Source organism: Streptomyces sp. NPDC029044, from assembly GCF_040637495.1.
GTDB lineage: Bacteria > Actinomycetota > Actinomycetes > Streptomycetales > Streptomycetaceae > Streptomyces.
In genome coordinates this window covers 142876-166947 of the sequence record NZ_JBEZWN010000004.1, presented here as the reverse complement: position 1 = coordinate 166947, position 24072 = coordinate 142876, and the positions used below count along the sequence as shown (strand labels likewise).

Genomic DNA, 24072 nt, shown 5'->3' with positions numbered 1-24072 from the left:
CGAACATGCCCGCCTCTCCCGACTCCTCCGCCACCCCTGACTGTCAGCCGCAAGACTCCGCCGAACGAGCGGCATGGCGGGCGCGTGTCCAGGCCCTGGCCTCCGCCGCCGACGGCATCAGGCAGGCTTCGGACCAGTGGGACGCGGTCTCCGACTCGTACTGCGACGAGGACGGCTGGCCCGTCGATGAAACCGGCTACGCCGACGGCAAGGCGGCCCGGGACGCCGCCGCCTGGGAGCACGTCGAGACCTTCCTGGCCCACGGCCCCGAAGTCCTCTCCGGTGTCCGGGCCGCCGCGCAACCGGCCGACTACCTTGACGGCCCGATCAGCGCCGACCTGCTGCGCCTGCGCGGGATCGACTCCGTACTGGAGCGAGCAGGCGAGATCCGCCGCGAGTGGGATCAGGTCATCGCGCTCATGGAGGGGTCCATGCCCGGGTCGCGGGAGCTCTACGAGGAACGAGCCCGCGAGATCCGCAACTCCGAAGGCTGGCACTACGCCGACGAACTCAGTCACAGCGGAGCGGCGTTGGCCAGGGCTGCCGATCACCTGGCCGACCGGATCGGCGATAACCGGTCCGCGCACACCGGGCGTGTCCAGGCAGCCCTGGCCCGATCCGCCTCCGGCCAGCACGGTGCCTCCGCCGCTTCGCCGCCCGCCTCGGCGACGTCCGGCCCCCCTGCCGTGCGCCGCTCGCGCTAAAGCCTCCAGCACCGACGTCCGGCGAGGCCAAACCGTCCGATCGCCGGATCCTCGACGAACACCACCACCCCTGCAGTCCCCGCCCGGCTGCGGCGTCCCGCCGCCGTCGACCGCTGGGGACGGCCGCCCACGGAGAAGCCCATATGCGCCCCGATCAGACCCTGGTCACCCTCCAACGCGAGGGCACACGCATCACGGCGCGCACCAGCGAACCCTTCACCCAGGAAGCCACCGCTGGCACGTCGGAGCATGACCACCCGTACAGCCACGTGACCACGCCGCTTCGGCAGCGCGGCCTGGCCTGCACCGTCGAGTACGGCCTCAGCGACTACATCGTCCACGCCGAACTCCCCGACGGCAGCGCCCTGATCATCTCTCCGCCCCAGGAACCGCCCACCGACCACCCGTCCGGGTATCCGGAGAGCTGGTTGGTGACGCGTCGGCATCCCGACGACTCCACGCTCCACGAAGTGATCTACGACTCGGAGCCCGACGGTCCCCACGCCCAACACGGCGGCAGCATCCCCCGTCTGCTCGACGCCATCGACACTCGCCTGGACCAGCTCGGCCTGCCGACACGACCGGAACCGCGGCGACCTGCCCAGGAGAGCGACACCGACGCGGTGCTCCACCGTGCGGGCTTCGTCCCCGTCGTGCTGTTTCGCGAGCGCTTCCACCGGCTGCCCTCCGCCATGACCGACCCGGTTGAGCAGCGGCAGATGGTGACCCGGGCCGTCGACATGCTTCAGGCGGAGGGCTTCGACGTCTCGTGCGATCCCAGCCTCCTAGACCCCAGCCTGCCGCCTCCCGGCCATCAAGGGCTCAGCCTCGGCGACCGGCTCGACCACCTGGCCCAGTCCATCCAGTCGGCGGCGCACACGGGCGAAGTCGTCGCCGCACTGAGCGAGCTGACCGCTCCCGGTGACGGCGTTCTCCAACGCGTCGTGGACTCCCTCAACACGACGGCCGACTGGTGGGAAGGCCTGGGCGAACCCGCCGATCCCCACTACGCAAACCGGCTGCGTTACATCGCCCAGAAGGTCGACTCCTACGCGTTGGACATTCGGTCCATGCGCGGCGTGCTGGCCGACCGGCACACCGACCACCCCGGCAGGCTCCAGGCCCGGGTGGACCAAGTCACCCCGGAGGAACCGGCAGCGTCCCGGGTCGCCGCCGCTCTCTCGGTCTCCCCAACCGCACGGCGCACGACCCCAGCCGCGCTGCCGTCAGCTTCAGCCGCGCCTCCCTCCCTGCCTCCCGCCCGGCCCTCGTCCGCGCCCGGTCGCTGACCGCCGCCCAGCTTGGAGCCCGCCATGTCCCGCACCAGCAGAACCGTCCCCGCCCTCGAAGGCCCCGCTCCCCCTGCGCCCATCGGATGGATCCGCCATGCCCACCCTCGAGCACGACCCGCTTCCCGACATCGCGGTCGGCCGCCACCCCGACTTCGGCATCGTCGCCGCCAACCCCAAGCAACTGGCGGCAAGCACCTGGATGTTGAAGGGATTCGACTTCCACCCCGTTCCCGACCACCCCAACCTGTACGCGCTGGCCAACCAGCAGAATGATGGGCAGGGCCGCACCACCCGGGCCGTCGCGCTACTGCGCAAGGCCGGCTACCGGGTCGACGTGGACGCCGCGTTCGACCCCTCGCTGACCTCCCGACCAGCGCCCGCCCTCGACCGGCCCCCGCGCGTTGAGCCGGACGTCGCGTTCGCCGAGCACCCGCAGCTCGGTGTGGTCGCCGCCACCGCCGACGGTTCTTCCGCTCTCGGCGGCCCGTTCGTCCTGGAAGAGCACGGCTGGCGGCACTACCCCGGCCTGGACATCTACACGCTGCCCATCACCACGCACCGCAGCGAGGCGCTCGACAAAGTCGCTACTGCCACGCTGGCGATGCACCGGGCCGACCTCCAGGTGGCCGTGCAGCCCCTCCTCGCCCAGGACATTGCCGCGCGCCACTCACCCGCGCCCACGACGGCAGCGCGCCATCAGCGCGGTCAGGGCTTCACCCCTCACAAGCTCCCCATGAGCGCCACCGCGCTCGCCGCCAGTCCCGCCCGCGCTGGCCTGCCGGGTAAGGCGCCGGTGGCCGTGCCCGCCGCCTCCGGCCCAGCGGCCCGCCCGGTGGACCCGCGCATCGCGTTCTCCTGTAACCGCTGACCCAACTCCTGTAAGAAGCAGCTCCCATGGCTGTGAAGACCCTTTGACAGGCCTCCTGACACACTCCCGACCAGGCCACCGCCCTGCGACACCACCCGCTACGGCCCAGCCGAAGCTCTCGCGTGGGACCGGATGCACCCGCGTCTGACGGCACGTGGCCCCTGGCTCGACTGCAGCGGTGAACTTCCCCACAACGGCGCATGGCCACCTGTTCGCTTCTGCGCGGACCGGGAAAGCCGCAGGAAGCTTTCGGCTGTTCCACGGGGGACACATGCCGAGGTGCTGCATCGCTCCAGCACCTCCCCTTCTGTGCAGGTTGCCCCGCGATCAGCGGGTCGCGAGCTCTCTGGGCAGGTGGTCGGTCTTGATGAAGCTGCTCACGGCAGTTCCCCAAGGGACAGCGCGTGCAAATCCCTCCGGGAGATGCGTGCAGGGGCGTACAGGCTGCAGGAAGTGGCGATCGCGGGTGAAGCCCAGCATGCGGGCCTACGCCCGCCAAAGCCGGGCGTCGGGACTGAAGCCGACAGCAGCGTGTTGCGCGGCGAGCAGGAGGGCGGGCGGCGAGAGGGTCTTCGCCGCCTGCAGTGAAAGGGCAGCGCTGTAGCTGAAGTTGATCTTCACTCAGGCCGAGACGGTGTAGCTCCCCGTGACGTCGATGGCTGGCGAGGTCGCCGGTCGCCGCGGTAGCCGACTTGGTTGCCGAGGTTGAGAACCTGGCCGCGGCCAGTGTCCGTCGCCGAGCCGACGCCGAGGGTGGCATTCGCGGTGTCGGCGGCATCCGCGGCCGTGGTGCCGCTGCTCGCGGACAGGCCCCGCGTTCCGGCCAGTTGTGCCGGTACTCCATGGAATGAAATGATCTGGCCTGCAGCCCGAAGGATGGGTGTGGTCGTCTTCGGGGAGGGGCGAACGTGTCAGCACGAGACCAGGTCGGGGAGCACTTCACCCTGCTTGAAGTCGGTTCTCGCACCGGAAGCTTCGGCGTTGTTCGTAAGGGGATCGACAGGCGCGACGGCTCCTTTGTGGCCGTGAAGTTTATCAATAGCCAGGCCGACGAACTGAGCCAGCGAGTTTTTGAGCGCGAGCGGCGCACGCTCAAGGACCTGTCGCACCCCAATATCGTTCCCTACCGCGACTCAGGCATCGACGAGACCGGCAACTACTACATCGTGCTGGACTGGGTTGAACGCAACCTCGACGACCTGCTTGCGGACGCTGGCCCATGGCAATCGTGGGATCGCCTCGCGAAAGAGATCGCGCTCCCCATCGTCGATGCGATGGCGTACACCCACCTCAAGCAGGTTGAGCATCGAGATCTGAAGCCAGCGAACATCCTGATCACATTCAGCGGGGTTCCGATGTTGGCGGACTTCGGCATCTCCAAGATCCGGGGCGACTTCGAGGAGACCACCAACACGGTCGCCGACTGGCACTCACGGCCTTATGCACCACCCGAGATCAATGCCGACATCCGCTACGTACGTGACGTCTACTCTCTCGGTGTCCTTCTGATTCAGTGCATGAGCCCCTCGCGCCTCAAGACATGGGATGACGTCGAGCAGGCCGTCCTGGACATCGGGGTTCCGCCGGAAATCCGACGAATCCTGACCGCCTGTGTGGCACGTGTTCCGGGCGACCGCCCGAAGAACGCGAGCGACCTGCTCGCAGCGCTCACCGCCGCTCAGAAGTACCGCGTCACGAACGCAGCGGCGGCATCACCAAAACCGATCTGGCTGCGCATCACGGGCAAGGCGGCAGCAGGCCTGACCGGCGCGCCCGAGAAGCGCTTGGAGGCTCAGGCCGTCGTTCAGGCCAACCTCACCGGAGACGTGCACGCAACGTTCCTGCTCGACCGCGATTCGGGAGAACCGCAGCGCGACAGCATCTTCATCATCGGCGACTCGTGGCGCTTCAACATCAAGTCTGACGCGGACGGTGCCGTGATGGTGTCAGCGCGGCAGATGGAACTGGACGCGCTGGAGGGATACCGGCGCCGAGGGCTCCTCCTGCCGAAGAGCTACTCGTGGACGTTTCATCGGCCTGCGAACCTCGAGGCTGCCAAACAGGCGATGGCCGACTTGATCCATGGACTTGACGAATTTTACGCTGAGAAGGCCGAGCAGATCGCTGCTGGCACGGTTGATCGAGCGGGCGACGACCTCTTCGATACCTGGCTTCGGATTCTGACTGCCCGTGAAGAGCTGGCGCGCGGTGAGAAAAAGCCTCTCCCATACAAAGCTCTCAAGGTCCGAAGGCGCGAGGCGACCTTCACACTTGCGGAACCGGTCGAGCAAGACCTCATCAACACCGAGTGGCGCGTAAAGGACCAGTACACCGACCGTCGTTTCGGTTGGGGCGAGGTCGTCGAACACGATGGAGACACCGTCGTCATTCTTGGCAATCGGTGGGAGAGCATCCCAGATCGCGGTGTGCTCATCCCCCACATCGGGCCGGACGAAGTGGCCATCGGACGCCAGCGCGAAGCCGTCATGTCAGTCAAGAGCGGTACGGCGGCACGGCCGGAGCTGCGGGAGTTGTTGCTACAACCGGAGACTGCCTCGGCACCGACTCCAGTTGAGGTGACCGACTGGAGTCGCGACCTTGATCAGCGTAAACAGGAAGCAGTCAGCACAGCGCTCGGCGCCAAGGATGTGTACCTGGTGCAAGGCCCGCCAGGTACTGGCAAGACAAGCTTCATCGCTGAGCTGGTGGAGCAGTGCCTGCTCGCCAAGCCTGATGCCCGCGTTCTCATCGCCTCCCAGACGAACGTTGCGGTCGATAACGCCCTTGAGAAGCTCGATCAGGGCGGCTTCGTCCGCCTGGTCCGTCTGGCCAGCGCAGATCAAAGTCGGGTAAGCGAGCCGGTGCGCCACCTTCTGCTGGACGCACAGATGAGGAAGTGGGCGCAATCCGTCCGTCGTAAGGCGGAGTCGTACCTCAGCGCGCAGGCCGAGGCTGCCGGTATATCGGGATCACACCTGCGGGCAGCGCTCGCGCTGCAGCAGCTAGCGACGACCGTCCGTGAGATCCGGGCATTGCAATCGCGGGTCGTGGAAGAAGAGGAACTTCCCGAGCAGACGGAGCTCACGACCGCGCTGGGGGCGTCCGACTCAACCACTTCAGTACAGGAACGTGTCGACGCGCTGATTGACCTCCGCGATGAACTCTTCGAGGAAGCCCAAGCAGCTCTCGCCGGCGATCTGACGTTATCGCTCAGCATGTCGTCGGAGGAGGCACTCCACGCGGTCGACGCTCTCGTGGGCGAAGGCACCGAGTCGCGGGCACTGCTGACGCACCTTCGGCTTCAAGGTCAGTGGCTCCAGCGAATCGCATCCGACCAGCGCCTCACGGCAACGTTCCTGGATCAGGTCAGCGTCATCGCTGGCACTTGTACGGGCTTCCTTCGTCATCCTGCTGTGCGCCATCTCGACATCGACGTGTGCATTGTTGACGAGGCATCGCGGGCGACGCTGACTGAGGCGCTGGTCCCAGTTTCTCGGGCCAGCCGCTGGATCTTCGTCGGTGATACCAACCAGTTGCCGCCTACCGATGAAGAGCTGCTGCGCAGTAAGGAGCTCCTCGATGAGCACCAGCTCACCAAGGCGGACATCCAAGAGACGCTCTTCCAGCGGCTCGCCACCCACCTGCCGGAGCACTCCCAGATCCTGCTGAACCAGCAGTACCGCATGATCCGCCCCATCGGCGATATGATCAGTTCCTGCTTCTACGGCGGTGAGCTGGTCTCGCACCGGCAGACCGGTCTATCGGGCTACGTCCAGGCGTACGGCAAACCCGTCCTGTGGATTGACACGTCGTCGCTCGGCGGACAGCGTCGCGAGTCAGCGCCGCAGGGCACTGCGACCAGCTACGCCAACCGCGCTGAAGTGCGCGTGCTCACCGACCGGCTCAAGGTGCTGAACAAGGCCATCGAACATAACCTCATTCAGCCTGCGAAATCCGGCACACCCTTGGACGTGCTGGTGATCGCGCCCTACGTCAGTCAGGTGACGGAGCTGAACGTGCAGCTCGCCGCAATGCGCCAGCGGCTCCCCTATCTCGCCATAACCGTGATGTCGGTTGATGCGGTTCAGGGTCGCGAGTCCGACGTCGCCATGCTCTCGATCACCCGAAGTAACAGTGCCGGGCAGCTCGGTTTCCTTGGTGCGGACTACTGGCGCCGTATCAACGTCGCGCTCTCCCGCGCTAGGTATGGCCTGACCATCGTCGGCGACGCCGGGTTCATCAAGGGCACGCCCGGCGCCCTTCGAAACGTGCTGTCCTACATCGAGACGCACCCCGATGACTGCGAGATCAGGATGGCTGACCGATGAGCCTCACCGCGTCAGAACAGATCCGGCGGCGGTTCGGGAACCAGAGGCCTGGACTGGAGCTGCTCGGGCTCGTCGAGGCCGCCGTGCCCGTCACAGTCCTCCGCGTGGACGTGCTTGCCCAGGAGCGCAAGCAACTGCCGCTGCTCGACGAGTTCATCATCCAGTTCGTATACGAGGGCGTGCAGACGATCGATAAACTGGCGGCGCTGCTCGGGCTTGAACACGAGCAGGTGCTCAACGCCACCGCTGAGCAGGTCAGCGAAGGCAACATCCGCCGGAGCGACGGGCGTCTCGCCCTGACAGCGCAGGGGATGGAGGTTGCTCGCAACGTCGTGGCCATCCAGCCGGTGTTGAAGCAGCTGCCCGTCCCGTTCGACCGCATCGTCTGGAGCATCAAGAACTACGCGCAGATCAGCTTGATCAAGAAGAAGGTGGCGGAGGAACGTGGTTACCTCCTGCTCCCGCGTAAGAAGCAATCCAGCGTCGCATTGACGGACCTCACGGTCGAACAGTTCAATGAGCTGATCCGCCACCGCGAGGACCGCGAGCGGCTTATCGAGATCCTCCGCATCCGTAAGATCGCGTCCCAGACTCAGCACCTCTACTTGCCGGCACAACTTCTCGTCTACGGCAACCCCGAGCAGGGCGAGGCTGAACTGGAACTGTGCATCGATGGCGAGCTCCAGTCGGCGCATGGGCTCGAGCTTGCGGCCATTGGCGCCTCCGAGAAGCTGGGGTTCCAGGTCGGTCAGCCCGAGCCCCGGCCAACGCTCAGCCCGGAGCTCGAAGAGGTGCGTGTCCCGGCCGAACAGATCGAGGCACTCGTTCAGGGCGGTGTGAAGACGCCCGACGGACGCACCCCTGCGACCGAAGCACCGCAGACGGTGACGGAGATCCCCGTCCGGAGCGTCAGTATGTTGGAGCACCCCGATCACCTGACCGCTGCGCTCGACTCAGCCCGCAAGCGGATCCTCATCATCTCCCCGTGGGTCAAGGGTGGTGTTGTCAACACCCACTTCATAGAGCGGCTTGAGCGTCGGCTACGTGCCGGCGTCGAGATTCACATCGGCCATGGCATCGGTCCCGACGACCGAGGCAGCGACGAGTGGGTACTTCAAAAGCTGCGCAACCTTGCCCAGCGCTACGAAAACAGGTTCCACTTCGTGCGGCTGAACAACACCCACGCCAAGATCCTGATCTACGACGGGATCTGGATTAACACCAGCTTTAACTGGCTCTCCTTCAAAGGCGACCCGAACCGGACCTTCCGTATGGAGGAAGGCACGCTCGTGCAGATCCCGAGCGAAGTCGATAAGGCATACAGGCAGTACGTCGAAGTGCTAGAGACTGACGCCAAGCCGTAGCCTGACCGAGCACCGCACACCATCGTCGGCGACGGCGATGGGTCGCCTCACTCGCTTCCCGGATCACACTAGCCAGCTCAGTCACACACCAGCCACCGTAATGACTTTTCAGCCTGTCGGGACATAAAAGGAACAGTTCCCAATCTCGCTACCGGCCCAAGCACGACGACGAAGACTGGTTCGAGCTGACGCGCGAGGTCCTCGACGTCACCGGCATCGAGCCGGCCGGCGGCCCTTGCGCGCCACGACCGACGGACTCCACATCGGCGCCGCCGGCATCCGCCAGGACGGCCGCTGTGCCCTTGCTGCACAACGACGCCTACTTCTCCCGCTTCGCCAGCGCGGACTTCGCCTACGATCACGGCCTCGACAAGCCGAATTGACTCGGGGCGTCTACCAGCCATCTCCGGCCGGGCCAAGTGGCGGATTCTGCGGATCCTCTCTCCCTGAAGGCCCGGCCACCCGGGTTCCCGTTCGCCACCCCCTTCGAGGTAGACGTCGTGATCGCCCACCTGCAGCGCGCCAGCCATACCGCGAGTCTGTTCACGTGTCTGTACGGACCGGGCGAGCGCGGCAACCAGACCAACCCTCGCCTGATCGCGGGACAACCCACGGGACCCCGATCGAGATGCTCGCCCAGCTCGACGCCCGCCGTAAGTGGTCCACGTCGTCGACGCACCCGTCGAGCGCCTCGGGGCCCGCATGCCCGAGCGGCCGGTGTGGGTCTGCTCGGTCCGCTCCGACCTGACCTGGGCCCAGGTGGGCCGCCGGGTAGTGGTAACCACCGGCGTCGCCCCGGACGCCTGCCGGTTAGACGTCGTGCGCAACCAGTCCCGCTTGGTGCACGTCGTGGCCATCCTCGTCCGCGAGAACGGCGGCGTGCACCACGCTTACCGCGACGCCTTCCAACTGCAGACTGAGTGCCACCGCATCGCCTGCGAACTCGGCCACCTGCCCCGGCCCCACGCCCAACACCCCGCGCCCAGGAGACCCACGTGCCTGCCCCCCTGCATCACCATCAACATCGAACCCAGCGGCAGTGTCTCGGCGAAGGACGCCAGTGACGACTTGTCCGCCACGCTCCTCAAGCACGCCGGTCTCCAGCAGTTTTGAGGACACGGCCAACGCCACCGCTTGCTGGCCACCACCCCGCAAGCCGCCACCCAGCGGGCCACGCCGTCCTCCGGCGCGACATCCGAACCAGCTGCCAGCGCCCGATCGCCCCGGTTACCGCGCACCCGATGACCTCGGCCTGACCTCGACTGCCGCCCCCTTCCCGGAACAGGAGCTACCCCGATGACCACCAGAAGAGCGCCGCGCGCCCCGCCTCGCCCTGTCCGCTCTCCCTCCTTGGACCCGCCATGCCCGCCCCGCGTACCAGCGCGCCCTCGACCACCACCGGCTCCGACGCGCTCCTCTACCTCCTGTTCGGCGTCCTCGGCGTCGGCATCGCCTTCGGCTCCCTCGCCTGGCTAACCGGCAACCTCACCAACGCCCTCGTCGGCGCCGGCCGTTGGGCGCCGTTCGAGGCCACCAATGCGCTGCTGCACCCCGACGCGCTGTGGCCGCACCTGAGCCACACCGCTCTGCTGCTCGGCGCGCGGCTCGTTCCTGGGCTGCTCTCCGTCTGTCTCACCGTCACCGGCCTGGTTGTGTGGCTGCGGCTGCGCGGCGGTGCGAAGAACGGCCTCGCCCGAAGGCGGGATCTCGCCCCTCTGATGAACAAGGAGATCGCCGCCAAGGCGAAGAGCCTGCGGCCGAGCCTGTCCGGCCTCAAACCAAAGGAGGTCGCTCCCGCGGACCGCGGGATCCTCGTCGGCACGCACTCCCCGGGCCGGGCCGAGGTCCGCGCCTCCTGGGAGGACGTGATCGTCGCGATCATGGCCCCGCGCTCCGGCAAGACGTCAGGGCTGGCGATCCCCGCGATCCTCGCCGCTCCCGGCCCGGTACTGCTGACCTCGAACAAGGCGGCGAACGACGCCTTCACCGCGACGGTGGGCGCCCGCGCCGAGGTCGGCACGATCTGGACGCTCGACCCGCAGCAGATCGCCCACCACCCGCGCGAGATGTGGTGGGACATCCTGGCCGACGCCCGCGACCTGGCTGGGGCGAAACGTTTGGCCGGGCACTTCGTCGCCGCCAGCGTCGACGAGTCCAGCGGTGCCGACTTCTGGTCCACCGCCGCGAGCAACACGCTGGGCGCGCTGTTTCTGGCCGCCGCGAGCCACCGGCGCCCGATCACCGATGTCCTGGCCTGGCTTGCCTCCCCCGCTGACCGCACTCCGGTGGACCTGCTCACCGATGCCGGCCACGAGGCGGTCGCCGCCCAGCTCCAGGGCACCGTCAGCGGGGCCACGGAAACGCGGGACGGCATCTATGAGACCGCGCGGCAGTACGCGAGCTGCCTGCTCGACCCGGACGTCGCCGCCTGGGTCACACCCGACAAGCGTCTTCCCGAGTTCAAGCCCTCCGCGTTCGCCACCTCCCGCGACACGTTGTACCTGCTCAGCAAGGACGGCGGCGGCTCGGCATCGGCGATCATCGCGGCGGCGGCCGACGCGGTGATGCGCGCGGCCGTGGTCGTCGCCGAGCGCTCCGGCGGGCGGCTCGACCCGCCTGCCCTGTGCGTCCTCGACGAGGCCGCCAACGTGTGCAAGATCTCCGATCTCCCCGACCTGTACAGCCACCTGGGCTCACGGGGCGTGATCCCGATGACGATCCTGCAGTCCTACCGGCAGGGCCAGCGGTGCTGGGGCGAGGCCGGCATGGACGCGCTCTGGAGCGCCGCCACAGTCAAGATCGTCGGCTCCGGCATCGACGACATCGACTTCGCCGACAAGCTGAGCCGCGCGATCGGGGAGCACGAGGTGCGGACCATCTCCGTCTCCCGCTCCGACAGCGGCAAGTCGACGTCCGTGTCCATGCGCACGGAGCGGATCCTCGCCCCCGACGCGATCCGTGCGCTGCCCAAGGGCAAGGCACTGCTCCTGGCCACCGGCCTACGCATCGCGCTGCTCGACCTCAAGCCCTGGTACAAGGAGCCGTCGGCGAAGACCATCGCACCTGCCTCCGCCGCCGCCACGGCCACCATCACCGACCGCGCACTCGCGATGGCGAACAACTCCGGCCTCGGGCGTGCGGCATGAGCGGGGTCTGGGACGTCGCCGCCGCCGAACGCGTCGCCGCCCTCCGGCGCGAAGCAGCCCACCACCCCGAGTCCGGTGCACAGGAACTGTCGGATCTGGAACTCCTCAACCGGGCCTACGAGTCCGCCGTCCGCGACCGGATCGACACCCGCGACGCCTACATGCGCCTGCTCACCGATCTACGCCACCACGACGACCAAGTCCGCGCCGGGGCCGTGGCCGGCTTCCGCCCCCAGATCGACCGCATAGCCCGCCACGTCGTCAGCGAACACCTGAAGCCCTACTGGCAGTTGATCCACCGCGTCGAACACCTGCCGGAACGGCTCTCCGCCAGGGACATCGAATCGCTGCGGTCCCAGGCGGCGTCGGTGCGGCACTGGCTACGCCAGGACGGTCCTGCCGAGGACCGGCTCGACCCCGGCGACGCCCGGGAACACCTCAGCACCCTGCGCACCGTCCTGGCCGCGCTCAAGGGACGCCAGGACGTCTCCACGGACGACGCGCTGCGGCTCATGGACGCGGCTCTCAACGACGGACCGCTGCTCGACCTGTTCAAGGTCGGCACACCCGAACCGCTGCCCGAGCCCGCCCCACCCGCCTTCGCCGGACCCGGCTGGACAGTCCACGCCCACATGTGGACCTACCAGCCGGCACCCGAGGACGGCTTCGTCACCGCCGTCCGGCTCGGCGACGAATGGCGCATCGACCTGTGGTCCCCCGCCGGCCCCCTCCTCGCACGCGGCACCGCACCCGAGAACGACGTCGCCGCCCTCGCCGAAGCCCTCGTCGCCCGGGCGCCGGCCTGGACCGCGGACCGCTCCGACTACGCCTGGCGCCGCTTCACCGACACCGCCAACGCCCTCCAGCACACCAACGGCACCTCCCCACGAGTCCGAGCCGCCACCACGCGCACCACGACACCCCACCGCCCCGCACCGCACACCCCATCGCCCGCCACGTCGTCCCTCCCGGCGTCCGCGCAGACGGCTCTCGACCGCGGCCGTCGCCGCTGAAGGAGGGCACGCCGCTGCCCGGCCAGGCGTATCCGCACCGCAGCCGTCGGCCTCTGGACCAGGCACCGATCGACCGGTCACCGCCCACGAGTGGTCCGGACGTCAGGGCGACATCTTCGACGTGCTCGCGGACGCGGAACTGGAGAACGGCGATCCGGACGCCTGCCCGCCCTGGTCCTGCCGCTCCGGCACCCCCGTCCGGGCCGACGTTCGACCTCACAGCCTGCCCCTCCCCTCTACCTGCTCAGGAGTCCCCTCGTGTTCTCGCGCACTCCGTCCCCTCCTCTGGCGCGTTCCGAACGCCTCGCCCGGTCACCGGTCGTCCGACGCGGTGGCCAGTGGTGGCTGGTCACCGGTTCCGGATCGATCCTCGCCACCGATCCGACGTTCACCGGCGAGCTGGACCGCTTCGCCGACGCGATGACCGCCGCCGACCAGGCCGTCGCCGATCTCCGCTCGCAGCAGGACGACCCGCCGACTCCCCGCCCCGGGCGGCGGCGATGAACCCGCTGCTGAGTGCCGAGCAGGCGGTGCTCGGCTCGGTGCTGCTCGACCCCGGCCAGCTCGCGCACCTGGACTGGCTCGCGCCGGATCACTTCTACCGGCCCATCCACCAGGCTCTGTTCGCCGCCTTGCGCAAGCTCCGGACCGAGAGCCATCCCGCCGTGACGACCGGAGAACGCGTGCCGCTGTCCTGGGTGACGGACGCCGTCGCCGAGGCCAGCAACCACGTCCGAGGGCTGACCGCCGTGTATCCCCACATCCTGATTTCGGCCTGCCCGCGACCCGAGCACGCCCCGGTGTACGGCCGGATGGTGCTGGAGGGAGCGATCCACCGCAGCGTGACCGCGCACGCGATCCGCCTCCACCAGGCAGCCCGCGCCGACGCCCTCCGCGGTGAGGTGGAAGGAGCGCTGCACCATGCGGACGTCCTGGCCGGGGTGCTCGAAGACCTCGCGCGCCGCTGGGGGTCTGAACCGCGCCCGGTCGCCCCGACGACACCGCCCCCCACAGCTCCCGTCGCGCCGCCGTCGGTACGAGCGGAACAGGTCGCCGAGGACGAGCAGATCCTGCTGGCGGTCCTGGTCGAGCGGCCGAAGGCGATGGACGAAGTCGTCGGCTGGCTGCGCCCCGGCGACTTCGCCGACCCCGCCCACGGCCAGCTCTACCGCTGCCTGGGAGCGCTGCACCACCGCGGCGAACCCATGGACCGGATCACCGTGCTGTGGGAAGCCCAGCGGCGCGGTCTGCTCGCCGACGGCACTCTGACCACCGAACAGCTCACCGCCATCTGCGACGGCGTCGGCGTCGGCAGCGCCGAGTGGCTCGGCGAACAGATCATGCGCTCTTCCGTCGCCCGTACGGCCGCCGCCTCCGCCCGCGCCATCCGCACCCTCGCCGAGAACGAGACCCTGGCCCCCGGACGGCTCATCAGCCACGCCCTGCACGCGCTCGGGCCGCTCGACAACGTGCGCGCCCGCTGGCAGACCGCGAACGGCCACCCCGCTCCGGCGCCGCCGCCCGCGCCACCGACAGAGGGACCCCCGACCGCGCAGGTCCACGCCGCCCTCGCCCGCAGCACGGCGCGACCGGCCGCACGGCCCTCGGAACGCCCAAGCCTTGCCTCCACATCATCAGCCGCACGACCGCCCTCGCGCACCCACGGCTGAGCCGTCCTCCGCCCTCACCCGCTCACCAACCAACCCAGCCCATCCGACCGTCCCCACCTTGGAACGCCCCATGGACAACACCCCGCTCTCCGACGCCCTGGCCCTGCGCGCCACGGCCTCTGCCTTCGACGCCCAGCGCGGCAAGCTGCCGGTGCCGGGAGACCCCCACCGCTCGCCCGATGTCGTCGCCGTCGCACGCCAGATCTCCGAACTAGGAAAGCTGGTCACCGATCTGGGCGACGTGGTCCTCTTCCGCGCCGCCGACCAGGACCAGGCGCCCCACACCGCTCGCGTGATCACCAACTTCGCCGCCGCCGCCGAGCCCGCGGGCGAGGCGGCTTCCGCCCTGGGAGCGGTGGCCCACCAGCTCGCCTTCCTGAACCAGACCGAGAGCCTGCGCGACCAGCCCGAAGCCAGGGATGCCCGGGAGGCAGCAGTACGGGTGATGGAGGAAGCACTCGCCACCGCCGGCACGGCCCTGCACGACGGGGCCAACTCCCTGTACGCCGCGTCGGCAACGGTCTCTCCCCCGACCGCGCGGCTCCAGGCCGCCCGCAGCCGGTCCGCGATCACGGCGCATATTCCGGGGCACCCGCCGCCCAACATCACCACGGCCCCGGCGACCCCCTCGGACCGAATCGCACGTGGCCGGTGACATGGAACCCACCACCGCGCGAACGCCGTTGATCGGCTCGCTCTGCTCGGGTTACGGCGGTCTGGACCTCGGGGTCCAGACCGTGCTCGGCGGCGCCGTGGCCTGGCACGCCGAGATCAACCCCGACGCAGCGCGCATCCTGGCCCGGCACTGGCCCGGCGTGCCCAATCTGCGGGACATCACCGCCGTCGACTGGGCCGATGTGCCTCGGGTGTGCGTCCTGACGGCCGGCTTCCCCTGTCAAAGACGTCTCCGTCGCCGGCCGCCGGGCCGGACTCAACCCCCATACCCGCTCGGGGCTGTGGCTGCACGTCGCCCGTGCGGTCGAGGCCCTCCGCCCCTGCTTGGTGGTGATCGAGAATGTCCGAGGTCTCCTCACCTCGCCCGCCGGTTCCCCTGGCGACGTGGAATTCTGCCCGTGGTGTCTGGGAGACGACCCAACCCAGCCTCCTGTGCGGGCACTTGGTGCCGTACTCGGATCCCTGGCCGATCTCCGGTACGACGCGAGGTGGCTCGTGCTTCGTGCCTCCGACGTCGGAGCACCCCATCGTCGAGAGCGCACCTTCCTCACCGCCTGGCCCGCCGAGCACCCTGCTCAAGACCCCGACGAGCAACATCGGCAAGAACGGCGGCTCCCAGCACCCGTCGAAAAGGAAGAGCGGCGGCCACGGACCGAACCTGGCCGACGAGGTGGAGTGGCTGCTGCCCACGCCGAGGGCGTCGGACGGGACCAAGGGCTCGCCGAACCAGCGGCACGGCAACGGGGACATGACGCTGTCGAGCGCGGCAGCGTCGCTGCTGCCCACCCCGAGGGCGAGCGACACCGGCACACCAGGCCGCCGTCCGGGCAAGGGCTGGCGCCCGCCCCTGTCAGCGGTGGTCCTGCCGCTGTGGGCGGAGACGGCCCCGGAAGCGGAAGTACCGACGGGCGATGGGGAGCGTACGCCTCCGCCATCGCCCGGTGGGAGAACCTCACCCGCCCCGCGCCGCCGCCCACCGACGCCGCGGGACGCCTGCGCGCCGACTTCGTGGAGTGGATGCAGGGCTTGGCCCCCGGCTGGGTGACCGCCACTCCGGGACTCGGCCGACCGGCTCAGCTCACCGCACTCGGCAACGGCGTGGTTCCCCAACAGGCCGCCCGAGCCGTGCAGTTGCTGGCACCTCCCTTCCCGCGCTGCCCCCGCTGCACGGCCCCGTAGCACCCCACTACCCGGTTTCTCGGGCCGCGCCAAATCGCGGATTCTCCGCATCCTCCTGCCCATGCCGACCTGCGAAGGGAGCACCGCCGTGACCTCCAGAAGAGCGCGCCGCACCTCGCCCCCGCCCTGCTCGCTCACTCACTTGGATCCGCCATGTCCGACCCCAGCAAGGCCACCCCCGAGCCCGAGCCGTTCCGCGTTCCCGACGGCGACCTCGACGATCTCGCCAGCACCCTCGCCAAGACTATTGCGGAGGTACGCCAGCACGGCGTCATCCTGGACCGCCTCGGCTCCGAGCCCGTCTCCACCCCTCAACCCACCGCGGACACCTCCGCGGCAGGCTCTGCCGACGCCGACAAGGCCGACGCCCCGGCCTCGGTGTTCATCCTCGCCCTGGGCGGCGAGGCGTACGCCGTCGAGCTGGCCGCGCTCAGCGACTGGGTGAACCACCTGTTCCTGCCCGTCTACGGACGGGAAATCAGCACCACCCGGCCGTGGTGCGACCAGTGGCACGAGCACCCCGAGGCCGTTGCCCGGCTGCACGCGCTCTGGCTCGCGTGGCAGCAGCTCACCGACGCCGAGGCCGGCCTCTCCGGTCCCTCGACGTGGCACCGCGACCACCTCGACCAGGCCGTGGTTCATCTCCGTGCCCCCGACGGCCCCTTCGCCGCATGCACGACGAGCCCGACCCGGCCCAACCACCGCGTGCTGGCCACCCCGGCGCCCGAGCTGACGGGAGCCACCCGGTGATAGCCGAACCCGAATTCCACCTCGCCGACTTCGAGCCTGCCGACGCCGCCTCCGAACTCGCCGAGAGCAGCATCTGGGCCGCAGACCTGACCGTGCTGGCCGAGCACCACACCGCCCCGGAGGGGACGCACAGCTACCTCGTCGCCCACGACAGGTCGATGACCTGGGGCGTCCCCGGTGATCCGGCGCTCGTTGCCATCAAGATCACGCGGAACCTACGCGAGCGCACGTTCACCTTCGAGACCGCGAACCACGCCAGCCTGGCGTTCGCCCAGAACTGGCTGATCGAGCGTGGCTGCCCGCCCGAGCGGATCGCCCAGGCCAAGGGGGACTCCCTGAAGCCCGCCGACGATCTCACCCTCTGGGTCGAGCGGCAGATCCGGGAGTCAGGCTCTCGTTCCAAGGTCCTCGACAGCTGGACCTCGGACTTCGCCCCGTCCGAGACCTGGACGTTGACCCGTGACTCCAGCGCCGCTCAGGCACCGATTCGTGTCTTCCTCGAAGAGGGGAACCCCGACGCCCACACGTACACGATGCGCGAGGGCGCCTTCGCCGACGAGGCCGCTGCCCGGCACTGGCTGGAAGACCGCGGCAGTCCGCTGCCGCAGCCGCCGGACTACCGCGGTGAGGCCGCCGCCCGGCTGACCCGCGCCGCCCTCACCCGGTCGTCGGGTGCCTCCGCGATCCCGAAAGCCGGCCTCGACACGGGCAACGCGCCGTCGGCAGGAAGGGGTCAGCGCCCGACTCCCCGGAGGCCGATGTGAGCCGCGCCCGCTTCGCCTTCGCCGCCCACCCGGACGCCATCGCGGACCTGCGTCAACTCCCCGACGAGATCCGCGACCTGGCGCTGCTGGAACTGCAGAACCTGGTCCACGGCAGCGACGACTGCCTGCCGCTGACCGGTCGCCTCGCGGGCTTCCACAAGGTCTACGTCGACCCGGGCGTCTCCTACCGGATGGTCATCCAGTTCCGCCCGGCCCCGCCCACCTCGACCCACAAACTCGAGATCTACCTCGTCGCGGCCGGTGCCCGGGAGGACTACGCGGTCTACCGCACGGCCCAGCTCCGCACCAACCGCACCCGCCTCAACCGGCCCGCCGACACCGACGCGGCGGCCGAGGCCCGAGTCCAGGCGGCCGGGTCCCGCTCCCCCCACGCGATCGACCCGACCGCGTCCCTCCCGGCCACCGCACCGGCGGCAGCCAGCCCCGCCGCCCCGGCCGCCTCCCGAAAGGCCTCCATGCGATGACCGCCGACCGTGCGTCCCTCGACCGCACCGAACTGGCCGGACTGCTCACCGACGCCGCGCGGAGCATCTCGGAGGTCCTGACGACCGAGTACCCCACCTCCGCCGGCCGCTCCTACCTGCATCCCGTCCTCGGAGCGCTGTCCGCCGGTCCCCGGGTTGTCCGCGAACTGAACGACCGACTCGAAGAGTTCGTCGTCGAGGAGCCGCTGCCTTCCACCCCCGCCGGCCTGTTCACTCTGGCGTCCTACGCTTCCGCGCTCGGCTGGCTCACCGAGTCCCTCGCCGAGCTGACCGCCTCCGTCGACCAGATCTGCACGCGCGTCGGCATGCCCGCCGAGCCGCCGGACCCGGCCTTCGCCGCGCCCTCGCCAACGGACCAGGACGACGAGTTCGACTTCGCGTTCAGCGCACTGGAGTTGGCCGCCATCCGCACAGCCGCCAAGGCTGCCGACCTCAGCCCCGGCCACTACGTCGAGGTGCTCTCTCGGTCCCTGCTCGCCGCCTCCCGGATCACCGACGCCTGCATGGAGATCTCCAGCGGCCTCCTCGAAGACGCCGCGTACGTCCTCAGTGAGGCAACCGATCACGTCCGAATTGGCGAGGGCCCCGACAGCCTGCCCACCCTGGTGCGCTCCCTGCTCACCCGGATGGACGCTGCCGAATGAACCCCCACGACAGGGCGAAGCGGCCCGGCGCGCACCTGGTCGCCGAGAAGTTCTGCGTCGAGGCCCCTTGGCGCTGAGCGACGACCGTCCACCCCGCGACCCGCGTTCCCCCGCCGGCCCGACCGCCAAGCCCTCCTGCTCCCGCTCCCGCTCCCACTGAAATCCTCAGGAGGAAGACCCCCATGTCCACCGTGATCTACACCCGCCACCTGGTCGAGCACCGGTACGGCCGACCGCTGGAGGACCTCCAGCGCCACAGCGCGCATGGCGGTTCGGGAGATCCCGTTCTGCCCATCGTGCTGCGGCGGCTCGACGGCCTGGCCACTACGAACGCCCATGCCCGTGCCGCCCGCCGCAATCTCGACGCGGCCTGGCAGCGCTGCCGCTCCGGCCAACACGCCCTCGACGACCTCGTGCTGCGGTACGCGGCCGAAGTCGTGGACCTCGAACGCCGCGAGCAGTCGGAAGCCGAGGCAGTCTGGGACCTGCTGGACGTCCGCCTCCTCCTGGACCAGCCTGCCGCCCGCCGGCCTTCGACCGCCCGGCGAACCGGCCCCGCGCCGGGCGATGAGGACCTCATAGCCGTAGCCCGCCAGGTCGCCGCCCGTCTGCCCCGGCTCAACCGCGAAGCCCTGCGACAGGGCCTACGCGCCCGCGGCATCCACGTCAGCAACCGCCGCCTCGGCACGGTGCTCCAGCGTCTCCGCGCCGAGCGTGACCTCCACTGATCCGCACCCCGCCGCCCGATTCCCCAACGCCCTAACGGAGTTACCGCCATGTCCACCCCCACACAACCCGCAACCTCCCAGATCGGCTCCGTCGACGCCCAGCGCGTCGAGGACGCACTGTCCCTCATAGCGCCGAAGTGGACCACCTGGTCGGCACAGACCATGGCCCAGCATGGCGGCCCCATGCGTGTGCGTGATGTCGCCGCCCGCCTCCCCTTCGTCAGCGAGCAGTTCGTCGGCAAGCGGCTGGCCCAGATGCACGATGACGGGCTGGTGATCCGAGCCGGTGATCGCCACGGTGCCCCGTACCAGCTCAGTGGGTTCGGCAACTCCCTGTCCTCGGTACACCGTGCGCTGTCCGACTGGTCCCACGCGCACCTGTCGCTCGGCAAGGTGGCCGGTGCCGAGCGCGTCGAGGACGCCGTGCGCCGGCTGCACCTTCGCCACTCGACCGCCGTGATCCAGGTCCTCGACGCGGGCGGGCCCATGCGGTTCGTCCACATCGCCGAACAGGCAGGACTGGACAACAGCTTCACCCGGCAGCGCCTGATCCGGCTTCAGCTCGACGGCCTGGTCACCCGCACCGGACCGCGCCACGGCGATCCGTACGTCCTGACCGCAGCCGGGCGGGCGCTCGGCCCGGTCTACGCAGCCGTCGAGCACTGGAGCAACCCCGTCGCCGCACCGCGTCCCGCCCCTGTCCGGGTCGCGGCGGCCACGCGCACCCACACGGGCACCCCGCCGGGGTCGGACGGCATCCGTACCTCAGCGGCCCTGCGGCGGAGCACCGCCGCGCCCAGCTCCCTGTTCAGCCACGCCCCGCAGCCACAACCGCGGGTGCCGGTGGCCGTGGCCGCTCAGTCGGCCTCCTCCTGGGGCCGGTGATCCGGGTGGCGCTGAGAGTCAGCCGCTTCACGCCGTTGCCACGGCGCCCCCGTGCAGTCCAGCCGTTCGTTCCTCCGCGCACGCGGGCGCGTTCCCCTCCTACACCTCGGAGTCCCGACTGTGAACACCCCAGCCCTACGACCAGCATCCCTATCAAGAGGTACTGGTCAGCCCCATGTACCTGGCCGGCTCCAACGGGACCGGGGACGCCGGCTTCGCCCCTGTCAGTCACTGGCCGCACCACTATCTCGACGAGGGCCCCTGCCAGCTCCTCGTCACCTCGCCCGACCAGCGAATACGGATCGGCTGGTTCGGCGACGACTTCGAACTGTGGAAGATCACCGCCGCCGAGGACGCCGTCTCCGCACCCCGCTGGACGGCAACCTTCAACCACGTCACCCCGGCCGAGATCGTCGCCGGGCTCACCAGCGCTCTGGCCCGCGACTACGCCGAAGCCGAGGCCACCGAAGGCAACGCGCGCTTCTTGACGAGCCCGTCGTTGTACTGGGCTGGTGCCGTCCGGCCGCTGACCAATGCCGGCTGGACCACCGACGGGGCGGCCGAGCGCGGCACTGTCGAGATCATCGCCCCCGACGGACAAGCAGGCATTCTGATCGACAACCGCCTCTCTGACTGGGACGACGAAACCGTCAGGCTGTGGGCCGGTCCTCCGGGTTGGGGCACGCGCGCGGAAGCGGTCTTCACAGCCCGCACCCCGACCCACCTGGTCGCGGCGACCGCAGCCGCCATGTCGGACTCAGCCCCGGCGATTCGTGAGCGGCACCAGATCAACCGCAAGGTGGAGCACCTGGTCACGCTGGCTCCGGTCGGCCAAGCCGCCGATCCTCAGATCTCTCGTGCTCCGACCCCACTCGACGTGCGCCGCACCGCTGTCGCCCAGGCCGTCCACCGCGCCGCACGCGCCCCTCAGACAGCAGCCGACCTCCGCGTGGTGGCCGCTCGCAGTCGCACCGCGACTTCGGCACAGAATCTGTCGGGCAACCCCGCACACGCAGCCGCGGCCAGGCCGCCGGCCAGCCCGTCGGCCCCACGGCACAGCCGCTGACTCCCGCCCCCAGCCCCTCCGAGACGTCGCCTCTGACCGAAGCAGCACCTCCGAATACCGGGAGTTCCGCCATGCCCGACGCCACCGCACTCGACCAGGCCGACGCGATGATCGAGAAAGCCTGGGGCCGCCCCATCGAGGCGCTGGAAACCCTCGCGGTTCGCCGCCCCGTCGAGGATCCGCTCCTGCGCTCGGCGATGCATATCCGTTCGAGCCTCGTCGTCTCGAACAACGCGGTCGCCGTCCACCAGGACCGTCTGCACGCCATCACCCGGCCCGATCATGTGCCGGCCTTCCACGACCTGGAGCGGATCACCAGCTCGGCGGTGGACCTGCGCGTCGCGCAGGCCGAAAGCCGCATAGCCCTGCAGGCGATCAGCCACGTGATCGAGGCCCGCGAAGCCGCCGTGACCACGGACCGGGCACCGTCGCTCAGCCTGGCCCAGGCCGCTGTCGCCCGCTCCGCGCACGCGCCACGTACCCTGGGCCAACCACCGGACCAGCCCGCCCCGTCGGCCGCTGTCCGCCCCACGGTGGCCACGACCGGGCCCGGACGGTAACCGGTCAGCGGGAGTCTTCGTCGCGATGGGCCGCGCCGGACCAGGAGTCCATCGCGCGGGCCAGCTCCACCAACGTCAGCTCGACGCGCCGCCCATCCGCGATCCGACGCTCCACCACGGCTTCCCCGCCACGCTGCCTCCCGGCCTGGATGCCCACGGCCCACTGCCTGTCGGCCACCATCGTTATGTCGCCCACCGTCCACGGCCGTCCGGCGCCACGGATCTTGCGCTCCAGCCCGGCACCGTCCCAGTGTCTGCTCGACTCCGCCATGGCCTGCCCCTTCTGCTCCGTACGGCCCCGCGCCGCAACCCGGTTACGACAACCGGTCGCGCCGATCCATTCCCCGGCCCGCCGGCCTCCGCTCTCCTCGACGGCCAGTTCGCCCACGGCAGACCTCACCTTCCGGGAAACAACTACGTACTTCGGCACACCGCATGTCAACGTACGGACGTCGGGAAAACCCGCAGGTCAACGAAGGGACGCCCACTCGTGAACGCCTCCAGCACCCTCCTGCCAGCCGTCGTCCGCCCCGCCGTGGAGGAACGCGCCTGGCTCTCCAGCGACCACTGTGCGAGCCCGGTCCTCGAACTGCTCGGCGGGCTCGGCTGGGCGATCGTCGACACCCCGGAGGCCAACGTGCACTGCACCAGCCCGGACGGCCACGTCTACGTCGGCTGGCTCCCCGAGGACACCACCGCTTGGAAGCGCGGCATCGTCTGGCAGGTCCGGGTCCACCCCTCCGACGCCGAGCCCTGGATCCAGGAGTTCGGCCCCGACACCCCTTCCGAGGGCGTGGCCGGTTTCCTCGCCGCGCTCATCGCCGCACTTCCCCGGACCTCTCAGTAACGACGGCCAGACCGCCGCACTGCCGTCCGGCCCGACCTCGCGAAGGAGTCATCGTGGCCCGCATGCTCGGCGCTACCCGCCCCAACTACCGCCGGACCTGCCGATACCCACGGAAAGGCTGCACTTGCTACCTCTACCCCTCCACCATCGGATCGAAGGCGAAGGTCCTGCGCCGCCGCGCACAACGGCACGCAGAGAAGCGACGACTCCGCACCTTCTGACCTCGTCAAGCAAGCCCCCCACCAGCGCAGACCCGTTGCACATGTGCACGGTGACCTGCTCCGCCTCGACGCCTGGTGACCATCCACCAGCCGCACCGCTTCACCCTCTATCTCGCTCTCGGAGATCTCCCGTGCCCCAGTGCCTAACCGTCGGCCACCTGCTCCGTCAACTTCAGAACCTCGACCCCGACCTGCCGATCCGCCTGGCCGTCAACCCCGACTGGCCCTTCGCCCACTACCTCGGCACCGACGTCGTCGTGGGCGACGGCGTGGCGTTCATCGCCGAAAACGGCCAGGAGGGCTACCTCCCGGCCTCGGTCCGCAACGCCCTCGCCTGGGCCTGACCCTCCGTACGGACCTGTCGAGGAGGCCCCGATCTCACCGCGACCCCAACCTTCCACCGCCCACCCGCTGCACGCCCTCGCCGTGCGGCCCATGCCTCCGGGAGTGCGCGGCGCACTGGTCCAGCGCGTCTCCGCCCTCCCGGAGGGACCGCTTGACATCTCCTGGCTTCCGGCGGGCACCCCTGAACTCCCGCTCGGTCGTATCCGCCTGCACTGGGAGCCCGTCTCCCGCGCGGGCTGGGACGTCACTGCCCACCTCGGCCTGGCCACCACCGAGGTCCTCCTCGCCTCCTGGCCCGCCGCCCCCGACGACTGGCCGCGCCTGGTCCGCCCCACCATCCACGAGGTGACCGGCCTGTGCGCCGCCCTCGCGGTCGCCACCAGCGCCCTGGACCTCTCCAACCGCCTCGCCGGGGTATGACCGCAACCGCGCTGGAGGCCCGCCACCTGGCAGGGCTGGCAGCCGGTCGGCCGAGGGTCCCGCAGCGACCCGCCCGACCCGACGGCACCGCATCCGA

Annotated in this window: 25 protein-coding genes and 2 pseudogenes; 25 read left to right on the top strand and 2 right to left on the bottom strand. The window is 69.8% G+C overall.

The genetic code is table 11. The features are described from left to right. Window positions 1-5 precede the first annotated feature (5 nt). From AB0E85_RS05725 to AB0E85_RS05715, 3 genes are all read left to right on the top strand, one after another. Entirely contained in the window at window positions 6-704 is a 699-nt protein-coding gene (locus AB0E85_RS05725) for a hypothetical protein (RefSeq protein ID WP_361922813.1), read from the top strand. Window positions 705-847: 143 nt separating this feature from the next. After that, entirely contained in the window at window positions 848-1993 is a 1146-nt protein-coding gene (locus AB0E85_RS05720) for a hypothetical protein (protein WP_361922810.1), read from the top strand. Window positions 1994-2090: 97 nt separating this feature from the next. Next, window positions 2091-2864 (top strand): hypothetical protein, encoded by a 774-nt coding sequence (locus AB0E85_RS05715; RefSeq protein WP_361922807.1) that lies wholly within the window; start codon window positions 2091-2093, stop codon window positions 2862-2864. Window positions 2865-3350: 486 nt separating this feature from the next. On the opposite strand, the gene AB0E85_RS05710 is transcribed toward AB0E85_RS05715, so the two are convergent. Next, the gene (locus AB0E85_RS05710) at window positions 3351-3485 is read right to left on the bottom strand and encodes a hypothetical protein (protein ID WP_361922804.1); all 135 of its coding nucleotides are present in this window, start codon (window positions 3483-3485) and stop codon (window positions 3351-3353) included. Window positions 3486-3772: 287 nt separating this feature from the next. On the opposite strand from AB0E85_RS05710, the gene AB0E85_RS05705 reads away from it, so the two are divergent. The 19 genes and pseudogenes from AB0E85_RS05705 (at window position 3773) to AB0E85_RS05615 (ending at window position 22142) form a co-directional block, all read left to right on the top strand. Beyond that, a complete protein-coding gene (locus tag AB0E85_RS05705; protein WP_361922800.1) occupies window positions 3773-7192 on the top strand; it encodes an AAA domain-containing protein in 3420 nt (1139 codons plus the stop codon). Beyond that, window positions 7189-8556 (top strand): hypothetical protein, encoded by a 1368-nt coding sequence (locus AB0E85_RS05700; protein WP_361922798.1) that lies wholly within the window; start codon window positions 7189-7191, stop codon window positions 8554-8556. The genes AB0E85_RS05705 and AB0E85_RS05700 overlap by 4 nt, the downstream gene beginning before the upstream one ends. 657 nt (window positions 8557-9213) lie before the next feature. Beyond that, window positions 9214-9669 (top strand): hypothetical protein, encoded by a 456-nt coding sequence (locus AB0E85_RS05695; protein ID WP_361922795.1) that lies wholly within the window; start codon window positions 9214-9216, stop codon window positions 9667-9669. Window positions 9670-9917: 248 nt separating this feature from the next. Then, complete coding sequence (locus AB0E85_RS05690) at window positions 9918-11702, top strand: TraM recognition domain-containing protein (RefSeq protein ID WP_361922793.1); 1785 nt, start codon at window positions 9918-9920, stop codon at window positions 11700-11702. Continuing rightward, window positions 11699-12715, top strand: coding sequence for a hypothetical protein (locus AB0E85_RS05685; RefSeq protein WP_361922790.1), 1017 nt, complete (start codon window positions 11699-11701; stop codon window positions 12713-12715). Before AB0E85_RS05690 ends, AB0E85_RS05685 begins: the two co-directional genes overlap by 4 nt. Before the next feature lie 258 nt (window positions 12716-12973). After that, entirely contained in the window at window positions 12974-13219 is a 246-nt protein-coding gene (locus tag AB0E85_RS05680; protein WP_361922787.1) for a hypothetical protein, read from the top strand. Continuing rightward, a complete protein-coding gene (locus AB0E85_RS05675) occupies window positions 13216-14385 on the top strand; it encodes a DnaB-like helicase N-terminal domain-containing protein (RefSeq protein WP_361922784.1) in 1170 nt (389 codons plus the stop codon). The genes AB0E85_RS05680 and AB0E85_RS05675 overlap by 4 nt, the downstream gene beginning before the upstream one ends. Window positions 14386-14455: 70 nt before the next feature. After that, complete coding sequence (locus AB0E85_RS05670; protein ID WP_361922782.1) at window positions 14456-15040, top strand: hypothetical protein; 585 nt, start codon at window positions 14456-14458, stop codon at window positions 15038-15040. A 1-nt stretch (window position 15041) separates the two neighbouring features. Continuing rightward, window positions 15042-15224 (top strand): annotated as a pseudogene (locus tag AB0E85_RS05665) (DNA methyltransferase); the annotation flags it as partial. Window positions 15225-15339: 115 nt separating this feature from the next. Further along, window positions 15340-15618 (top strand): annotated as a pseudogene (locus AB0E85_RS05660) (DNA cytosine methyltransferase); the annotation flags it as partial. A 312-nt stretch (window positions 15619-15930) separates the two neighbouring features. Next, entirely contained in the window at window positions 15931-16239 is a 309-nt protein-coding gene (locus AB0E85_RS05655; protein ID WP_361922780.1) for a hypothetical protein, read from the top strand. A gap of 153 nt (window positions 16240-16392) precedes the next feature. Further along, a complete protein-coding gene (locus tag AB0E85_RS05650; RefSeq protein WP_361922777.1) occupies window positions 16393-16989 on the top strand; it encodes a DUF4913 domain-containing protein in 597 nt (198 codons plus the stop codon). Continuing rightward, window positions 16986-17753: a glycosyl hydrolase gene (locus tag AB0E85_RS05645; protein ID WP_361922774.1), complete on the top strand. Its 768-nt coding sequence runs from the start codon at window positions 16986-16988 to the stop codon at window positions 17751-17753. The genes AB0E85_RS05650 and AB0E85_RS05645 overlap by 4 nt, the downstream gene beginning before the upstream one ends. Then, entirely contained in the window at window positions 17750-18238 is a 489-nt protein-coding gene (locus tag AB0E85_RS05640) for a hypothetical protein (RefSeq protein ID WP_361922772.1), read from the top strand. The genes AB0E85_RS05645 and AB0E85_RS05640 overlap by 4 nt, the downstream gene beginning before the upstream one ends. Further along, a complete protein-coding gene (locus tag AB0E85_RS05635; RefSeq protein WP_361922770.1) occupies window positions 18235-18903 on the top strand; it encodes a hypothetical protein in 669 nt (222 codons plus the stop codon). The genes AB0E85_RS05640 and AB0E85_RS05635 overlap by 4 nt, the downstream gene beginning before the upstream one ends. Window positions 18904-19085: 182 nt before the next feature. Continuing rightward, window positions 19086-19631, top strand: a complete 546-nt coding sequence (locus tag AB0E85_RS05630) for a hypothetical protein (RefSeq protein WP_133910642.1) — start codon at window positions 19086-19088, stop codon at window positions 19629-19631. Between the two features lie 48 nt (window positions 19632-19679). After that, complete coding sequence (locus AB0E85_RS05625; protein ID WP_361922766.1) at window positions 19680-20516, top strand: winged helix-turn-helix transcriptional regulator; 837 nt, start codon at window positions 19680-19682, stop codon at window positions 20514-20516. Between the two features lie 175 nt (window positions 20517-20691). After that, on the top strand, window positions 20692-21582 hold the full coding sequence (locus tag AB0E85_RS05620; protein ID WP_361922763.1) for a DUF317 domain-containing protein: 891 nt from the start codon (window positions 20692-20694) through the stop codon (window positions 21580-21582). 71 nt (window positions 21583-21653) lie between these two features. After that, on the top strand, window positions 21654-22142 hold the full coding sequence (locus tag AB0E85_RS05615; protein WP_361922760.1) for a hypothetical protein: 489 nt from the start codon (window positions 21654-21656) through the stop codon (window positions 22140-22142). 4 nt (window positions 22143-22146) lie between these two features. Here AB0E85_RS05615 and AB0E85_RS05610 read toward each other — a convergent pair whose 3' ends face one another. After that, window positions 22147-22530, bottom strand: a complete 384-nt coding sequence (locus tag AB0E85_RS05610; RefSeq protein ID WP_361922757.1) for a hypothetical protein — start codon at window positions 22528-22530, stop codon at window positions 22147-22149. Between the two features lie 102 nt (window positions 22531-22632). On the opposite strand from AB0E85_RS05610, the gene AB0E85_RS05605 reads away from it, so the two are divergent. The 3 genes from AB0E85_RS05605 to AB0E85_RS05595 all read left to right on the top strand — a co-directional run bounded on the left by AB0E85_RS05605 (window position 22633) and on the right by AB0E85_RS05595 (window position 23975). Further along, a complete protein-coding gene (locus AB0E85_RS05605) occupies window positions 22633-22989 on the top strand; it encodes a DUF317 domain-containing protein (RefSeq protein ID WP_361922754.1) in 357 nt (118 codons plus the stop codon). 352 nt (window positions 22990-23341) lie between these two features. After that, on the top strand, window positions 23342-23554 hold the full coding sequence (locus tag AB0E85_RS05600; RefSeq protein WP_361922752.1) for a hypothetical protein: 213 nt from the start codon (window positions 23342-23344) through the stop codon (window positions 23552-23554). Between the two features lie 91 nt (window positions 23555-23645). Then, the gene (locus AB0E85_RS05595) at window positions 23646-23975 is read left to right on the top strand and encodes an esterase (protein WP_361922749.1); all 330 of its coding nucleotides are present in this window, start codon (window positions 23646-23648) and stop codon (window positions 23973-23975) included. The last annotated feature ends 97 nt before the right edge of the window (window positions 23976-24072 follow it).

What these genes read in the sequence shown, in the direction of transcription:
- AB0E85_RS05725 (WP_361922813.1), top strand. Translation starts at nt 6, where the DNA reads ATGCCCGCCTCTCCCGACTCCTCCGCCACCCCTGACTGTCAGCCGCAA.
- AB0E85_RS05720 (WP_361922810.1), top strand. Translation starts at nt 848, where the DNA reads ATGCGCCCCGATCAGACCCTGGTCACCCTCCAACGCGAGGGCACACGC.
- AB0E85_RS05715 (WP_361922807.1), top strand. Translation starts at nt 2,091, where the DNA reads ATGCCCACCCTCGAGCACGACCCGCTTCCCGACATCGCGGTCGGCCGC.
- AB0E85_RS05700 (WP_361922798.1), top strand. Translation starts at nt 7,189, where the DNA reads ATGAGCCTCACCGCGTCAGAACAGATCCGGCGGCGGTTCGGGAACCAG.
- AB0E85_RS05690 (WP_361922793.1), top strand. Translation starts at nt 9,918, where the DNA reads ATGCCCGCCCCGCGTACCAGCGCGCCCTCGACCACCACCGGCTCCGAC.
- AB0E85_RS05685 (WP_361922790.1), top strand. Translation starts at nt 11,699, where the DNA reads ATGAGCGGGGTCTGGGACGTCGCCGCCGCCGAACGCGTCGCCGCCCTC.
- AB0E85_RS05675 (WP_361922784.1), top strand. Translation starts at nt 13,216, where the DNA reads ATGAACCCGCTGCTGAGTGCCGAGCAGGCGGTGCTCGGCTCGGTGCTG.
- AB0E85_RS05670 (WP_361922782.1), top strand. Translation starts at nt 14,456, where the DNA reads ATGGACAACACCCCGCTCTCCGACGCCCTGGCCCTGCGCGCCACGGCC.
- AB0E85_RS05650 (WP_361922777.1), top strand. Translation starts at nt 16,393, where the DNA reads ATGTCCGACCCCAGCAAGGCCACCCCCGAGCCCGAGCCGTTCCGCGTT.
- AB0E85_RS05635 (WP_361922770.1), top strand. Translation starts at nt 18,235, where the DNA reads ATGACCGCCGACCGTGCGTCCCTCGACCGCACCGAACTGGCCGGACTG.
- AB0E85_RS05630 (WP_133910642.1), top strand. Translation starts at nt 19,086, where the DNA reads ATGTCCACCGTGATCTACACCCGCCACCTGGTCGAGCACCGGTACGGC.
- AB0E85_RS05625 (WP_361922766.1), top strand. Translation starts at nt 19,680, where the DNA reads ATGTCCACCCCCACACAACCCGCAACCTCCCAGATCGGCTCCGTCGAC.
- AB0E85_RS05620 (WP_361922763.1), top strand. Translation starts at nt 20,692, where the DNA reads ATGTACCTGGCCGGCTCCAACGGGACCGGGGACGCCGGCTTCGCCCCT.
- AB0E85_RS05615 (WP_361922760.1), top strand. Translation starts at nt 21,654, where the DNA reads ATGCCCGACGCCACCGCACTCGACCAGGCCGACGCGATGATCGAGAAA.
- AB0E85_RS05595 (WP_361922749.1), top strand. Translation starts at nt 23,646, where the DNA reads ATGCCTCCGGGAGTGCGCGGCGCACTGGTCCAGCGCGTCTCCGCCCTC.